The organism is Miltoncostaea marina, from assembly GCF_018141525.1.
Classification (GTDB): Bacteria; Actinomycetota; Thermoleophilia; order Miltoncostaeales; family Miltoncostaeaceae; genus Miltoncostaea; species Miltoncostaea marina.
In genome coordinates this window covers 2,549,457-2,563,913 of the sequence record NZ_CP064655.1, presented here as the reverse complement: position 1 = coordinate 2,563,913, position 14,457 = coordinate 2,549,457, and the positions used below count along the sequence as shown (strand labels likewise).

Below are 14,457 nucleotides of genomic sequence, written 5' to 3'. Positions count from 1 at the left end.
CGCAGGGGGCGACTCGTCACCGAAGTGAATGCGGGGCTCTAGTTGAAGTAACCCGAGGGCGGTGATTAGGCCGCTGATGAAGACGATAGGCTTAGACTGAAGAGCGCGGTGAATTCCGTCGGAGGGGCTCCCACGAAGTCGGATCGATCCCGCCTCAAGACTCTCAATCACAAAGCCGTCGCGCAGCGAGGGAAGACGTGCGCGACGTCCATACAGCGCAGCCACTGACTCGCGGCGCTCCACAGAGCGCATGGCGTACCGAAACGCGCGATCAAAGCGTGCAACAGAGTCGCCAATCCATCCCGCAGGAAACGGAAGGGGATACGCGAGAAGACCCTCGGCGTACGCGCGCTCTGCTGGAGCGGTGTCGATCTTCGCTGCTAAGCGAAAAGCGCCAGCCGGGTCCTCGGCCGCTAGGCGAAGAACGCGCTCGAGCTTCTCGTGAAGAAGCGGGGGCACCTGCAGAGCAAACCGCCCGTGATGCTCGAAGTCAACACGCCGGGAATCAGAAGGGCCATCCCAGGGGTCGGCGAGTCAAGCGTACGGCGCCCGCAGCGCCCCGCGCAGTCAGGCGCGTCAAGCAGTCGCTCTGCGCTCAGCAGCAGTCGCGGATGTCTGAGACTGCGGATTCGCAAGTCTCGAGGCCGACTGTAGGAGCAGTGGTATTTCCACAAGCGACAGTGCAGGGCTCACCCCTCAGAGACCCGCTTCTGGGAACGTCCCTCCTCTCACTCTCTCAGCGTCGTCCGTATTCGCGTCCAGCGCTGGCTGTGTGGCTTCGTCGGCGTCGGGCGGAAGCAGCTGAAGAATCTCGCCGGAGCCGGTCGCAAAGAAGAGAATCTCCGCGGTGTCGTCGACGCTCGGCGGAGCGATCTGGGCTCGGAGCTTGGCCTGGCGCTCGGTCAAGGACTTGCCCCGGTTGTGCCAGCGCCCCTTCAGTTCGATAGCGGAGAGCTGTTCCGTTAGCTCTGCTACAGCGGTCTCGGCCTGCTCCAATTGGTGCGCTTCCGCGTCCAAGAACTGCCGCAGTGCTGTGTATGGGTTGCTGGGGTCGGCGAGGGCGTGGGACGCCGCGTCAGCGACGAGTGCTTTGCGCTTAATCGCGATCGCAGACCGCGACAGATTAAGTTCTCGAACGAAGTAGTCCACGTCCTTCGTTTTGCCGCCAAGCGTCTCTTCCAATCGGCGGTAGTCAACCCTGCCGTCCTCGTCTCTCAGCCGGTCCGTGACACCCTGGAAGCGGTCCAAGAACTGCGTGGAGCGGTGGAACTCGTCGTCCGCGCTCTTGAGTGCTAGTTCCATGTGCGGATTGCAGTCGTCGAGCATCTTGCTGATCGCACGGGACAACTGTGCGTCCGCGGACCGCTGATCTTTGATCCTCTCGATGTAGTGACGTTCCTCTTGCCGCCCCAGAATCGCCTCGACCCGGCGCTGGTGGGCGAGCTGTTGGCGTTGAGAGACCATGTCGACGGCCATCACTGTTCCGGCGACAGCGATCACGGGCCAGCCTGCCGCGACTACTCCACCAGCAGTGACCGGGATCAGAATGGCATGTGCTGTCTTGTCGCCGGTGCGAGAGAACCCCCTGAACCCCGGTTGCCCGAGAGCCTTGACGAGTGCCTTGCCTTTCGGGAGCACGACCCGGTACAATGTCGGGTTCTTCGGGTTGAGAGCCTTGACGATGTTGACCATCGCCTGCTGAGCCGATGCGTTCACAGGGATGGACCGGAACTTCGCGATCTCCGACGCGGTGACCGGGTGGTACTCAACGGCTACTGGCATTGCTGCGGTCTCCAGCGCATCCCAGATCGCGGCAGAGGTTGAGCCAGCGGATCGAAGAACGCCCTCGGGGACCAGAAGACCCGCGGGAGGAAACTCGGGCGGAACATCGATCCGCGCCTCGGTGCTCGACGGCACTTGTGCTCGCGGAACGTTCGATTCTCGCGAGGATTGCCAGAGCAGCCAGGCGGTGACAAGCAGCGCGATGGCGATCGCGACGATCAATGCAGGAAACATTGACCCAAGCGTAACCCCGGTCGAGATCCTCGGCGAGTTAGAGCCCAACGAGGACCCGCCCCGGTTCCGCCGCCGCGTCCTGGAGCTGGTGAAGGGGGAAAGGTCGGTCACCGAGGTCGCCGCCGACCTCGCTGCGAGCAACCAGGCGATCTGCAACTGGCGCCGCCAGACAGAGATTGACGCCGGCCTGCGGCTGGGCTGAGTAGCAGCGACGACGCGGAGCTCGTCGCAGCCCGCCGGCGGATCGCGCCGCTCGATTCGAGTTGGCGGCCGCTCGAAGAGCGGCGGAGCTGCTGCGAGGGGCGGTACCCGCAAGAGGCGCTTGAAAATGATCGCGCTGATGGCAGTCGATGACTCGCAGTGGAGCCGCCCTGCTCGCTTCTCCGGCGGACGCCGGTGCGCTGACCGCGGCTGGGGCACCGATGGAGTGCGCTGCCTGGTGGAGCGGCACGATGTCGGGCGTGCACGCCGGGCTCGTCGTCCACGAGAACAACTAGTGCCCAGCCCAATGCGGAGCCGCGCGCTAGCTGCTCGCGTGTCCTCCCTCGTACACTGTCGGTGTGACCGCACGCCAGCGCCTTCACCAGCTCGTCGATCAACTGCCCGAGCCCGAGGCGGCGCGAGTCCTCCGGGCCGTCGAGCACTGGCGCGATGACCCAGTCGCCTTGGCGCTCGCCTCGGCACCGTTCGACGACGAGCCCGAGACGGACGAGGAGCGCGCGGCCGTCGAGCACGCTCGCGACGAGGTCCGACGAGGCGACGTGCTGAGCGCCGAGGAGGTCTGGGGCGAGCGCTGAGGGAGCCGACCGTCTTCTCGTTGCGCGGTCGGCCCAGCGCGATCTTCAGCGACTCGATCCGCCGGTTCGACTTCGGTTGCGGGAGGCGCTCGAGCTGCTCGCGGCGACGGGTCAGGGCGACGTCGCCCGCCTCCGCGGCGTCAGTCCGCCCCAGTATCGGCTCCGCATCGGCGACTGGCGCGTCCGCTTCGTCCGGGACGCCGGCGCCCGGACGATTACGGTGCTTCGCGTGCTGCCTCGTGGGCGGGCGTACGAGCGCTGACTCGCGGCTTCGAGCCGTCGGGGTGTGAACAAGGTGTGAACATGAGGGGCCGAGAACGGCCGAAACGGGGAGGTGTCCGGACAGTCCGGACAGCCCTTCTTAGCAGGGAAAACAGTCGTCTATCCGAGCCCCGCAGAGACGCTCGACTGCCTCTCATAATCCCTGGGTCGCAGGTTCGAGTCCTGCCGCGCCCACTCACCCGGGGTCCCTCTGCGACATTGTCCGCTCAGGCGAACGCGTCGCCCCGCCGGCGGGGAGGGCCCGCCTCCCTGCCTTCGACGATCCGTCTCGGGTGACGAAACGCGCGTTGACGCGGTTCGCTGCGCTGTCGGAGTGTGGTTGCGCTTCCAGTAGTTCCCGCTGCTCCGTCCTCAACCTGCCCTGCCGGGGCCGGGCGGCTTCCGGTCGAAGGGCTCGATCCCGACGCGTGACGGCCTGCGCGCCCGATGCGCGTCGTAGCTCGTAGTGAGGCCCGTGGTGAACGCAGACGTCGCAAGCAGTCGTGGTGGCGGGCGACGGAGGGCGCCCGTGACCGGCCGGACGGAACGGCGCCGTCGCACCGCCCTGGCGGCGGCGGCCGCATCGCTCGCCGGGCTGGGCTGGGCGGCGGCGGCGGCGGAGGGCACCCCGGGGCCGCCGGGGGCGGTGATCCCCTCCGGATACGCGGCCCTCGACCCGTGCGGGAGCCCGGCGCCGTGCGCGCCGACGGTCACGGTCGGGTGGGACCCGGCGAGCTGGAGCCAGGGCTCCCTGCTGCACCGGCGCTACGTGCTGGAGCCCCTGGCCGGCGACGCCGGCCTGTCCGGGGCGCTCGAGACGGGCGGCAACCTGGTCACGCTGCAGGTACCGGCGCCCGCGGACGGGCGGCTGTTCCGCTTCAAGGTGTTCGGGCGCGAGACGAAGCTCTCGATCCCCGACCTCACGCTGGAGATCCCGCGCGACGTCCTCGTGCCCGACCGGATCTGGGCCCTTCCCGACCTGCGCCCGGTGGTGCCGACGATTCAGCCCCGGATCGCCATGGGGCTGCTGCGGCCGCGCCTGCCGACGCCGCTGGAGCCGCTCGACCCGACGCTGTTCCGTCCGCCGGTGCTGGTGCCGCAGCAGCCGATCGCCCCGGAGATCGTGCAGCCGTTCGACCCGAACCGCCCGGACGGGCCGGCGACGGGGGGCGAGTTCCGGATCGACGCGGCGGCGCCGTCGCTGTCGGTGCAGCAGAGCGCGACCCACGTCGGCGCCGGGGAGCCGGTGCGGTTCGACGCCGAGTCGGTCGACCCGCCGAGCGGGCCGGCGCCCGGCAGCGGCGTCGAGGCGGCGGACCACGTCTGGGACTTCGGCGACGGCACGACCGCCACGGGCCGCGCCGTCGAGCACCGCTACGCCGCGGCGGGCACCTTCGTCGGCGCGGTCGCCGTGCGCGACCGGGTGGGCAACGCGGTGCAGCGCGCGTTCGCAGTCAAGGTGAGCCCCGTGCGGACCGACGGGGTCGCCGCGGCATCCACCCCGAAGGGCCGGGCGACGACGACGCGCGTCGGCGCTCGCGCCCGCCTCCGCGGGGCCGCGGCCCTCGAGGCGCTGGGCGTCGGCATGCGCCCGCCCGTGCTGCGGGCCGCCTGGCGTGCGAGCCGGCTGCAGGGCTCGATGACCCTGCGCGGCGCGATCGCCGAGGGCGCGGGGCCGCAACCGCGGCTGCGGCTGCGGCTGCGCGCCGCGGGCCTGGCGCCCGTCGATCTGGGAGCCCTCCCGTCCGGCGGTGGCCCCTTCAGGCGCCGCATCGCCCTCCCCGCCGGCGTCCTCCCCGGCCCCCTGCGGGTCGAGATGGCGAGCGGGTCGCGCGTCGTCGCCGAGCTGCGCGTCCGGGTGCCCGCGCCGGCCGAGGGCGTCGCCCGGACGGCGTTCGTCGCGGGCGCGCGCCGGGGCGCGCCGCTCACCCGCGCGCCCGCCTCGACGCGCGTCCTCTTCGCCCGCTTCGCCCTGGCGAGCCTCCCCGCGCCGGGCCGGCCGCTGACGGTGACCTGGTTCCAGCCCAACGGCGACGTCGCCGGGCACCCCGTGCGCAAGCCGCGGTCGCGTGCGCTCACCTCGTTCGTCAGCTCGGGCCGCGCGCTGCCGCCCGGCCGCTGGCGGGCCGTCCTGACCGCGGGCGGGGTCCGGGTGACCCAGGTCGTGGCCCGGGTCGGCTAGGGGGGAGCCGCGTCCGTGAGCGCCGCCTCGTAGGCCCTCCGCGGGCGCTCGCTCGGCCGCGGCGCGCCGGGGTCGGGGCGGGGGACCCCGAGGTGGACCTCGCGCAGCTCGTCCATCATCGCGGCCATCAGCTCGGGGCCGCCGTCGCGCAGGAGCTCGGCGCGGACGCGGAGGCGGCGCTCGCCCTCGCGGTGGGCGAGCCCCCACTCGGCGAGGGCGACCATCACCGGGAGCACCTGGATGCCGGCCTCGGTGAGCGAGTAGGCGGCCCGCTGGCCGCGGCGGGCGTCGTCGCGGGTGAGCAGGCCGGCGGCGACGAGGCGCCTGAGGCGGCTCGAGAGGACGTTGGTGGCGATGCCCTCCTCGGAGCCGGCGATCAGCTCGCGGAAGTGGCGGCGGCCGCCGAACATGATGTCGCGCAGCACGAGCATGGCCCAGGGGTCGCCGAGCACCTCGACGGCGGCGTTGATGGGGCAGCCCGAGCGTGGGGCGGTGTCCATGCGCTCCTCCGGGAGTGCTTGCGATCTGCCACCGGTGTGGCGTAGGGTCGCGGCGACCGGTTGCAGAACGCAATCACTCTACCGCCCCGGGAGCCCGTCATGCCCCTCGTCCGCGCCCTCAACTTCACGATCTCGCTGGACGGTTTCGGCACCGGCGAGGGGCTGTCGTTCGAGGAGCCGTTCGGGCACGCCGGGCACCGGCTGCACGAGTGGATGTTCGCCACACGCTTCGGGCGCGCCCTGTTCGGGCAGCCGGGCGGGGGGATGGGGGTGGACGACGCGTTCGCCGAGCGTCACGGCGTCGGCTTCGGCGCGGAGATCATGGGCCGGGGCAAGTTCACACCGCAGACCGGCCCCTGGACCGACGTGGGCACCGACGAGGAGTGGCGCGGCTGGTGGGGCGCGAACCCGCCGTTCCATACGCCGGTGTTCGTGCTGACGCACCACCCGCGCCCGTCGTTCGAGCTGGAGGGCGGGAACGTCTTCCACTTCATCGACGCCTCGCCGCAGGAGGCGCTCGACGTGGCCCGGGAGGCGGCCGGCGACCTCGACGTGCGGATCGGCGGCGGCCCCTCGATGCTGCGCGACTTCCTCGCCGCCGGCCTGATCGACGTGCTGCACGTGGTGCAGGTGCCGATCCTGCTCGGCCGCGGCGTGCGCCTGTGGGACGGCCTTGAGGGCCTGGAGTCGCGGCACTCGGTCGAGACGGTCGCCTCGCCGAGCGGCGTCACGCACCTGACCTTCACCCGCCGGTGACGTGCGGAGGGCCCCTCCGGATGGAGGGGCCCTCCGGTCCCGCCGGCGGCGCCGGTGGTCAGGCGGCGGCGCCCTGCAGCGACGGGGCCGGCGCGGGCTCGGCGGCGGCCTGCGCGGGGGCGATGTCGCGGAAGCCCTTCACGATCATCCAGACGCCGACGGAGAGCTCCCAGGCGGCGATCGGCAGGGCGGCGAGCATCGCCGGGGCCGACACCTGGTCGTAGAGGCCGAACAGGGTCGCGGCGCCGGAGGCCAGCAGGATCGGGGCGCCGACCAGCCCGACGGCCGGGATGATGCGCGGCACCAGGCCCGAGCGGTACATGATCGTGCCGAAGCAGAGGGCGTTGACGACGGCCATGAGGCCGGGGCCGAGCAGGAAGCTCCAGTCGTGCAGGGCGACGAGCGCCTGGGCGCTGGTGTCGAGCGCGGCGGCGTCGGCGCCGGCCGTCGCGTCCTGGCGGAGGGTCAGCACCGACAGCAGGCTGAGGACGCCGGCGAAGATCATCGCGGCCTCGAGGGTGCGCGCGGCGACGAAGCCGAGGGCGAGGGCGCGGCTCCAGCGGCGCAGGACGGGGTAGAGCACCACGGCGGTGCCGACGCACGCGACGCCGAGGATGATTTCGAGCGCCGCGCCCCAGGCGACGGCGTCCTCGCTGCCGGCGCCGTGGACGAAGGCGGGGTCGTTGAGCACGCCGTCGTAGAGGGCGAGGGCCGGGATCGAGGCGGCGAAGGTGACCAGGTAGAGCAGGCCCGCGACGAGGGCGGTCCTGCGCAGGGGCGTCATGGCGCGGATGCGGGCGACGACGGCGGTCATCGTGGGGTCCTCCTGGGATCGGGGATGGGGGTGAGCGCGACGAGCGGCAGGCCGAGGTCGCGCACGCGGTCGAGCAGGCCGTGCAGGGCGGCCTGGTCGGCCACCGGGCCGCGGATGGCGGTGGTGCCGTCGGCCTCGGCGGACACGCTGAGGCCGTCGAACCACGCCGCCCAGCGGTCGGGCAGGCGCCCGGCGACGCGGATCTCGTAGTGCGGGCGGTGGTCGGCGGCGGCCATGGGACGACCGTAGGGGCCGACCTGGTGAGCCCGCGTCACATCACCTGGTGATCCTGCGTGGTGATCCGCGGCGCCCCGCGACGCCCCGGGGCGGTCCCCGGCGCGCCGCTACAGGTCGAGCTCGGCCGCGCGCCGCACCGCGGCGCGCCGGCTGGTGACGCCGAGCTTGGCGTAGATGTGCTTCGTGTGGGTGCGCAGCGTGTTCAGCGACACCACCAGCTCGCGCGCGATGTCGGGCCCGCTCAGGTCGCTGCCGAGCAGCCGCAGCACCTCGCGCTCGCGCTCGCTGAGGCCCTCGGCGGGACCGGCGGCCGCCGGCGGGCGCCGGTCCTCGGCGGTGAGGGCGGCGAGCACGCGCCGGGCGGGCTCGCGTGCCCGTCCGGCGGCGGCGATCGCGCGCAGGATGTCCGCCACGCCCGGCCCCGCGTCCAGGATGGGGCGCGCCCAGCCCTCGGGCTCGGCGCGCACGAGTGCCTCCTCGAGCGACGCGCGCGCCGCGCGCTCGTCGCCGCCGGCCAGCTCGGCGAGCGCCCGCAGCGCGAGCAGCTCCACGACCGTCCCCTCGCGGCCGCCCCGCTCCGCGGCGGCCAGCAGGCGGGCGACGAGCGGGAGGGCGCCCTCGTCGCCGCGGCGCACCAGCAGGCGGGCGAGCGTGACGCGCTCGTACTCGGTCGCGTCGGCCGGCTCCTCGTCCGTGCCCAGGCCGCGCTCTCGGGCCCAGCGCGCGGCGCCCGCGAGGTCGCCGGCCCGCAGCCGCACCCGGGCGGCGATCGCCGGCACCGGCCGCACGACCGGCGAGAAGTCGGTGTCGAAGCGGCGCCCGGCCTCCTCCAGCAGGGCGAGCGCCGCGGCGTGGTCGCCCTCCAGCTCGCGCAGCCGCGCCGCCGCCACGCGCGAGCGGTACGGATGCTGGGGCAGGCCGGCGTGCTCGCCGAGCGCCTCGGCCGCCGTGAGGCGGCCCGCCGCGCCGGCCGGGTCGCCCCGCGCCACGAGCACCTCGGCGATCCCGGTGTGCATGTCGGCGACCCCCCGGATCGCGCCGTGCGGCGCGGCCATGGCCAGGCCGGCCTCGAGGGTCGCGAGGGCGGCGCCGAGGCGCCCCTGCGCCGTCTGGATGTCCGCCAGCGCGAGCGAGCAGCCGAGCGCGTCCGAGACGTGCCCGGCCCGCTCGAGGTGGCCGATCGCCTCGGCGTAGCGCTCGTGGGCCGGCACCAGGTCGCCCGCCGCCCAGTGCGCCAGCCCGGCGAGCGCGGCCGCGCTGCCGCGCGGCAGGTGGTCGGCGGGCCCCGCCAGCTCGAGCGCCCGGGCCGCGTGCCCGAGGGTGGCGGCGCCCTCGCCGGCCACCAGGGCCAGCGCGGCGCGGAAGATCGCGACCTGCGCCGGCAGCAGCCGGAGCTCCTCCTCGTCGTCGGCGACCAGCGCCTCCGGGGGGCCGGCGAGGCGCTGCTCGACCGCGTCGAGCAGCGCCGCGACCCCGTCGAAGCGCCCGGTGGCCATGCGGGTGCCGACGAGCGCGGTCGCCAGCACCGGCCGCGTCCGCAGCAGCTCCGCCGGCAGGGCGTCGATCCACCGACCCAGCGTCGCCTCCCGCCGCGCCCGGCGCATCGCGGGCGCGGCGCGCTCCACCAGGGCGGCCGCCCGCCCGGCGTCGCCCGCGGCCAGGGCGTGGCGGATCGCCTCCGGCAGGTCGCCGGCGGCCTCGGCCCACGCGCCGGCCCGCCGGTGCAGCGCCGCCACCTCGCCGGGCAGCTCGTCGAGCAGCCGCACCTGGAGCACGTCGGCGAACAGGTGGTGGTAGCGGTACCAGCGGCGGCGGTCATCGAGCGGCACGAGGAACAGGTTCGCCCGCTCCAGGCGCGCGAGCATCGCGGCGCCGCCTCCGCCACCGGTCACCGCGTCGCAGAGCGGGCCCGTGAGCCGGGCCAGGATCGAGGTGCGCAGCAGGAAGCCGCGGACGTCGTCCGGCTGGCGCTCCAGCACCTCGCCGGCCAGGTAGTCGAGCACGAAGCGGTCGTCGCCCGCGAAGTCGGCGACGAAGGCGGAGGGGTCGTCGCGGCCCCGCATCGACAGCGCGGCCAGCTGCAGCGCCGCGATCCAGCCCTCGGTGCGCTCGCCGAGGGCCGCGACGTCGCCGGCGCCCAGCGCCAGGCCCATCGTGCCGGTGAGGTAGGCGGCCGCCTCGTCGGCGGTGAAGCGCAGGTCCGACGCCCGCAGCTCGGCGAGCGCGCCGCGGGCGCGCAGGGCCGCGAGCGGCAGCGGCGGGTCGGCCCGGGTCGTGATCACCAGGCGCACGCCCGGGGGGCGGCGCTCGACGAGCATGCCGACCGCGTCGTGGATCTCCGGCGAGGCGACGGTGTGGTAGTCGTCGAGCACCAGCACGACCTCGTCGCCGGGCGCGTCGAGCGCGTTGAGCAGGCTCGCCACGAGCACCTCGGACGACGGGCGCGAGGAGTCGAGCAGCGCGCGGGCGCCGTCGCCGGCGCCAGGCCGGACGGTCTCGAGGGCCGCGACCACGTAGCGCCAGAACGTGGCCGGGTCGTCGTCGCGGGGGTCGAGCGACAGCCAGGCCACGCCGGGGCGCCCGGCGAGGGCGTCGGCGACCAGGGTGGTCTTGCCGAAGCCGGCGGGCGCCGACACGAGGGTGAGCGCGGCCGCGTCGTCACCCGCGACGCGGGCCGCCAGGCGCGGCCGGGCCACGGCGCCGGGGCGCGGCGCCGGCGCGCGCAGCTTGGTGCGCAGGAGGGGCGTCGCGGGGGCGTCCACCGCGCCAGCTCACCACGGCGCGGCGCGCGGCGGCAACGCGCCGCCCCTCCCGCCACCCTCACATTACGACCCATGGGGGGGCTTGCCGCAAGCCCGGGGGGCTGCCGCATAATCGCCCGCCGCACAGGCGAGCGGACGGAGGGGGGCGGATGACGGAGCACGCCGTGGTGATCGCGGGAGGGGGGCCGACCGGCACGATGCTGGCCGGGGAGCTGGCGCTGGCCGGGGTCGACGTGGTCGTGGTGGAGCGGCGCGCGAGCCCGGAGCTGCCCGGCTCGCGCGCGGGCGGACTGCAGGCGCGCACCATTGAGGTGTTCGACCAGCGCGGCATCGCGGAGCGCTTCCTCGCGGAGGGCCAGGTCGCCCAGGTGGCGGGCTTCGGCCACAACCGGCTCGACATCGACGACCTCCCGGCCCGCCGCAACCACGGGCTGGGCCTGTGGCAGAACCACATCGAGCGCATCCTGGCCGGCTGGATCGGCGAGCTCGGCGTGCCGGTCCTGCGCGGCCGCGAGGTGACCGGCTTCGCCCAGGACGACGCCGGCGTGGACGTCGAGCTGTCGGAGGGCGGGCCGCTGCGGGCGCGGTACCTGGTCGGCTGCGACGGGGGCCGGAGCCGCGTGCGCCGCCTCGCCGGCATCGACTTCCCCGGGTGGGAGGCGACGACCAGCTCGCTGATCGCCGAGGCGGAGATGGCCGAGCGGCCGGAGATCGGCGTGCGCCACGACGCGAACGGCGTGCAGGCGATCGGCCGGCTCGAGTACGAGGTGCGCGACGGCGAGGTCGTTCTCGCCGAGGAGGGGCCCGTGAAGGTGATGCTGACCGAGCCGGAGGTGCGGTCGGGGGAGCCGACCCTCGACGACGTGCGCCGGGCGCTCGTGGCCGCGTACGGCACCGACTACGGCATCCACAGCCCCACCTGGATCTCGCGCTTCACCGACGCCACCCGCCAGGCGGCCGCCTACCGGGCGGGGAGGGTGCTGCTGGCCGGCGACGCGGCGCACGTGCACTCGCCGGTGGGCGGGCAGGGCCTCAACATCGGCGTGCAGGACGCGGTCAACCTGGGCTGGAAGCTGGCGCAGGTGGTGCGCGGCTGGTCGCCGGACGCCCTGCTCGACACGTACCACGCCGAACGCCACCCGGTCGCCGCCCGCGCGCTGCGCGACACGATGGCCCAGATTGCGCTCATCCGCCCGGGCGACGCGCGGCTGGAGGCCCTGCGCGCGACGGTGGCCGAGCTGCTGGCCATGGACGAGCCGCGCCGGCGGTTCGGCGCGCGGATGTCCGGGCTGGACCTCCGCTACGACCTCGGCGAGGGCCACCCGCTGCTGGGGCGGCGCATGCCCGACCTCGAGCTGGAGACCGGCGACGGCCCGGTGCGCGCGCTGTCGCTGCTGCACGAGGCTCGGCCGGTGCTGATCGACCTGGGACGGGCCGGGGCGCCGGGCGTCGGGCCGTGGGCCGGGCGGGTGCGGCTGGTGGAGGCTCGGTACGACGGCCGGTGGGAGCTGCCGGCGCTCGGCGAGGTGGTCGCGCCAGGCGCCGTGCTGGTGCGCCCGGACGGCCACGTCGCCTGGGTGGGCGAGGGCTCGGACGAAGGGCTGCGCGAGGCGCTCGGCACCTGGTGCGGCGCGCCCGCGCCCGCGTCGCCCCGCCCGGGTTGAGGCCAGCCCGCCCGCTGCGCGAAGCTCAGGGCCCGACGAGGAGGCTGGCATGTCCGGCGAGCGGGTGGATCGCGCGATGCTCCGCGCCTTCCTCGACGCCTTCAACGCCCACGACCTCGACGCGATCATGGCGTTCTTCGCCGACGACTGCGTGTTCGAGATGCCGCGCGGGCCGGCGCCGGGCGGACGGCGGCTGGAGGGCCGGGACCAGGTGCGGGAGGGGATCCGCTCGCGCCTGGAGGGGATCCCGGACGTCCGCTACGGCGACGACCGCCACTGGGTCTGCGGCGACCGCGGCGTCTCGGAGTGGACGATCCGCGGCACGGCGCGCTCGGGCGAACGGATCGAGGTGCGCGGGTGCGACCTGTTCGAGTTCGCGGACGGCCGGATCAGCCGCAAGGACTCCTTCTGGAAGATCGTCGACTGACGGCCGGCCGCGCGGCCGGCCCCCGGGGCGCCGGGCTCAGCGCGGCGGCCAGACCTCGGCGGCGGGCCGGCCGGGCGGCGCGGCGACGGGCCCGATGCGGCTCCAGCCGGGGTCGAGACGCTCGTACGGGCGCACCGCGGGCTCGCGCCAGGTGACGTAGCGCTCGCAGGCGGCGTCGGCGTCGGCCTCCCGCGCGATCGCCTCGGCCAGCGCGTGGGCGTCCTGCAGGCCGATCCCGGCGCCCACGCCGGTGTCGGGCCCGAAGACGTGGGCCGAGTCGCCGATCACCACCACCCCGGGCGTCCACCAGCGCGGGCAGCGCAGCAGCGCCGGCTCCACGTAGCGCACCTCGTCCCAGGAGCGGATGCGCCGCACCACCTCCTCGGCCTCGGGCAGCAGCTCGATGAACCCGGCGCGGAAGCGCTCGAGGTCGGGCGCGGTCGCGGCCTCGCGGCCGACCCTGTCGATGCGCCGGGACGCCGTGCCGCCCTGCGGCCACCCGAGCATCGTGATCATCCCGCCGTCGCTCATGTAGCGGAAGCCGAAGAGCTGCCGGGTCGGGACGTCGCTCAGGTAGGTGAGGTACGCGTCGTCGAGCGGGTGCACCTCGGCCTCGAGGCCCGCCATCGCCCGCACCGGCGAGGCGCGCCCGTCGCACGCCACCACGATGTCGGCCCCGATCGCCGCGCGGCCGCCGGGCCCCTCGGTGACGACGCCCGTGACCCGGTCGCCCTCGCGGAGCAGCGCCACGACCGAGCGCCCGTAGGCGACCGGCACGCCCTCCGCGAGGGCCCGCATGACCTCGCCCACGTCGACCGCGATGCCGACCGGCCGGCCGTCGGGGCCCTTGCCGACGTCGCGGCCCGCGGCCCGCATGCGCGCCAGCAGGCCGAGCTCCTCGAACGCGTCGAAGCCCTGGTAGCCGAGCATGAACCCACGCGGCTGGTACGCGCCCGCCGGCCCCCGCTCCAGCACGAGCGGGTCCTGGCCGCGCGCGCGGAGCAGCCGCGCCAGCGTGAGGCCCACCATCCCCCCGCCGACGATCACGGTGCGGATCACGCGCGCAGCCTGCCAGGCGCGGGGTCCGCCGCGCGGGCCGGCGCCGGCCCGCGAGCGCGGGCCCCGGCCGCCGCGAGGCCCCAGGCCACCCCGCCCAGGATCAGCACGGCGGCGACGCCCTCGGCCGGCGACGGCGGGCGCGCCGCGACGACGCAGTCGTAGGCCATCGCGAACAGCGTCTCGGAGACGATCACGTAGCCGAGCAGCGCGGCCGGCAGGCGGGTGCCGGCGCCGTTCCACAACCAGGTCGCGACGTAGCTGGCGGCGAGCCCGAGCGTGAGGCCCCAGGCGACGAGCCCCGCCGCCGAGGCGCCCTCGGGGGCCGACGCCAGGCCGGGGCGCACGGCGAGCGCCACCGTCACGACCGGGACCAGCACGACCAGCGTGCCGACGCCGGTGAGGCAGGTCCACACGAGCGGCGTCATGTCGTCGCGCCCGGTGAGCCACCCCGCGTTCAGCACCGCGTAGGCCAGCCACGAGACGAGGCCGACCACGGCCAGCGCGACGCCGACGCCGGCCGCGGCGGCGCCCGCGTCGGCGGCCTGCGCGTCGGGCGTGCCGAGCGTCACCACGGCGAGGCCGGCCGAGATCACGGCGAGCGGCGGCAGCAGCCGGCGCCAGGCCACCGCGCGCCGGCGCAGGTTGGCGGCCACGGCGACGCCCACCGGCAGCGTGCCCACCACGAGCGCCACCGGCGTGGGGCCGGTCATCTGGATCGCCTGGCCGGCGGCCAGGTAGTAGAGGACGTTGGCGAGCAGCCCCAGCAGGCAGACCCGGCCCCAGTCGGCGGGGCCCAGCCGGCGCAGCGGGTTGAAGCGCAGCAGGGCGAGGCCGGCCGCCGAGCAGAGGCCGAACACCAGGTACCGGGCGGCGGTGAGCTCCAGCGGGCCCCATGGCTCCACGAGCTCCGGCGCGATGAAGGTGAGCGCCCAGAGCGCGCCGGCGGCGGCCCCGAGGGCGACCCCGGCCATCACGCGGTGGG

13 protein-coding genes and 1 pseudogene are annotated in these 14,457 nt (G+C 75.0%); 7 read left to right on the top strand and 7 right to left on the bottom strand.

Annotated features, from left to right (window positions below; genetic code table 11):
- Positions 1-696: 696 nt before the first annotated feature.
- Positions 697-2,004 carry a hypothetical protein gene (locus ITJ85_RS12960; protein ID WP_217913526.1) on the bottom strand — a complete coding sequence of 436 codons (1,308 nt, stop codon included), beginning with the start codon at positions 2,002-2,004 and terminating at the stop codon, positions 697-699.
- Here ITJ85_RS12960 and ITJ85_RS12955 point away from each other — a divergent pair.
- The 4 genes and pseudogenes from ITJ85_RS12955 (at position 1,985) to ITJ85_RS12940 (ending at position 5,256) form a co-directional block, all read left to right on the top strand.
- On the top strand, positions 1,985-2,218 hold the full coding sequence (locus tag ITJ85_RS12955) for a hypothetical protein (protein WP_217913525.1): 234 nt from the start codon (positions 1,985-1,987) through the stop codon (positions 2,216-2,218). The two genes, ITJ85_RS12960 and ITJ85_RS12955, sit on opposite strands and share 20 nt — an antisense overlap.
- A 358-nt stretch (positions 2,219-2,576) precedes the next feature.
- Positions 2,577-2,813: a hypothetical protein gene (locus ITJ85_RS12950; protein WP_217913524.1), complete on the top strand. Its 237-nt coding sequence runs from the start codon at positions 2,577-2,579 to the stop codon at positions 2,811-2,813.
- Between the two features lie 31 nt (positions 2,814-2,844).
- Positions 2,845-3,075 (top strand): annotated as a pseudogene (locus ITJ85_RS17530) (type II toxin-antitoxin system RelE family toxin); the annotation flags it as partial.
- Positions 3,076-3,603: 528 nt separating this feature from the next.
- On the top strand, positions 3,604-5,256 hold the full coding sequence (locus ITJ85_RS12940; protein ID WP_217913523.1) for a PKD domain-containing protein: 1,653 nt from the start codon (positions 3,604-3,606) through the stop codon (positions 5,254-5,256).
- Here the strand turns inward: ITJ85_RS12940 and ITJ85_RS12935 are convergent.
- A complete protein-coding gene (locus ITJ85_RS12935; protein WP_217913522.1) occupies positions 5,253-5,756 on the bottom strand; it encodes a winged helix-turn-helix transcriptional regulator in 504 nt (167 codons plus the stop codon). The two genes, ITJ85_RS12940 and ITJ85_RS12935, sit on opposite strands and share 4 nt — an antisense overlap.
- Positions 5,757-5,855: 99 nt before the next feature.
- Between ITJ85_RS12935 and ITJ85_RS12930 the strand changes: the two genes are divergently transcribed.
- Positions 5,856-6,512 (top strand): dihydrofolate reductase family protein, encoded by a 657-nt coding sequence (locus ITJ85_RS12930; protein WP_217913521.1) that lies wholly within the window; start codon positions 5,856-5,858, stop codon positions 6,510-6,512.
- 58 nt (positions 6,513-6,570) lie between these two features.
- On the opposite strand, the gene ITJ85_RS12925 is transcribed toward ITJ85_RS12930, so the two are convergent.
- The 3 genes from ITJ85_RS12925 to ITJ85_RS12915 all read right to left on the bottom strand — a co-directional run bounded on the left by ITJ85_RS12925 (position 6,571) and on the right by ITJ85_RS12915 (position 10,325).
- On the bottom strand, positions 6,571-7,326 hold the full coding sequence (locus ITJ85_RS12925; protein WP_217913520.1) for a DUF4386 domain-containing protein: 756 nt from the start codon (positions 7,324-7,326) through the stop codon (positions 6,571-6,573).
- Positions 7,323-7,562, bottom strand: a complete 240-nt coding sequence (locus ITJ85_RS12920) for a hypothetical protein (protein WP_217913519.1) — start codon at positions 7,560-7,562, stop codon at positions 7,323-7,325. Before ITJ85_RS12920 ends, ITJ85_RS12925 begins: the two co-directional genes overlap by 4 nt.
- A gap of 108 nt (positions 7,563-7,670) precedes the next feature.
- Complete coding sequence (locus ITJ85_RS12915; RefSeq protein ID WP_217913518.1) at positions 7,671-10,325, bottom strand: winged helix-turn-helix domain-containing protein; 2,655 nt, start codon at positions 10,323-10,325, stop codon at positions 7,671-7,673.
- 149 nt (positions 10,326-10,474) lie between these two features.
- Between ITJ85_RS12915 and ITJ85_RS12910 the strand changes: the two genes are divergently transcribed.
- Both ITJ85_RS12910 and ITJ85_RS12905 read left to right on the top strand, forming a co-directional pair.
- Positions 10,475-11,989 carry an FAD-dependent monooxygenase gene (locus ITJ85_RS12910; protein ID WP_217913517.1) on the top strand — a complete coding sequence of 505 codons (1,515 nt, stop codon included), beginning with the start codon at positions 10,475-10,477 and terminating at the stop codon, positions 11,987-11,989.
- A gap of 49 nt (positions 11,990-12,038) precedes the next feature.
- On the top strand, positions 12,039-12,416 hold the full coding sequence (locus ITJ85_RS12905; protein ID WP_217913516.1) for a nuclear transport factor 2 family protein: 378 nt from the start codon (positions 12,039-12,041) through the stop codon (positions 12,414-12,416).
- A gap of 36 nt (positions 12,417-12,452) precedes the next feature.
- On the opposite strand, the gene ITJ85_RS12900 is transcribed toward ITJ85_RS12905, so the two are convergent.
- Complete coding sequence (locus ITJ85_RS12900) at positions 12,453-13,475, bottom strand: FAD-dependent oxidoreductase (RefSeq protein WP_217913515.1); 1,023 nt, start codon at positions 13,473-13,475, stop codon at positions 12,453-12,455.
- Positions 13,472-14,446 carry an EamA family transporter gene (locus ITJ85_RS12895; RefSeq protein ID WP_217913514.1) on the bottom strand — a complete coding sequence of 325 codons (975 nt, stop codon included), beginning with the start codon at positions 14,444-14,446 and terminating at the stop codon, positions 13,472-13,474. The genes ITJ85_RS12900 and ITJ85_RS12895 overlap by 4 nt, the downstream gene beginning before the upstream one ends.
- Positions 14,447-14,457: the final 11 nt, after the last annotated feature.

What these genes read in the sequence shown, in the direction of transcription:
- ITJ85_RS12930 (WP_217913521.1), top strand. Translation starts at nt 5,856, where the DNA reads ATGCCCCTCGTCCGCGCCCTCAACTTCACGATCTCGCTGGACGGTTTC.
- ITJ85_RS12910 (WP_217913517.1), top strand. Translation starts at nt 10,475, where the DNA reads ATGACGGAGCACGCCGTGGTGATCGCGGGAGGGGGGCCGACCGGCACG.
- ITJ85_RS12955 (WP_217913525.1), top strand. Translation starts at nt 1,985, where the DNA reads ATGGCGATCGCGACGATCAATGCAGGAAACATTGACCCAAGCGTAACC.
- ITJ85_RS12935 (WP_217913522.1), bottom strand. Translation starts at nt 5,756, where the DNA reads ATGGACACCGCCCCACGCTCGGGCTGCCCCATCAACGCCGCCGTCGAG.
- ITJ85_RS12905 (WP_217913516.1), top strand. Translation starts at nt 12,039, where the DNA reads ATGTCCGGCGAGCGGGTGGATCGCGCGATGCTCCGCGCCTTCCTCGAC.
- ITJ85_RS12925 (WP_217913520.1), bottom strand. Translation starts at nt 7,326, where the DNA reads ATGACCGCCGTCGTCGCCCGCATCCGCGCCATGACGCCCCTGCGCAGG.
- ITJ85_RS12920 (WP_217913519.1), bottom strand. Translation starts at nt 7,562, where the DNA reads ATGGCCGCCGCCGACCACCGCCCGCACTACGAGATCCGCGTCGCCGGG.
- ITJ85_RS12895 (WP_217913514.1), bottom strand. Translation starts at nt 14,446, where the DNA reads ATGGCCGGGGTCGCCCTCGGGGCCGCCGCCGGCGCGCTCTGGGCGCTC.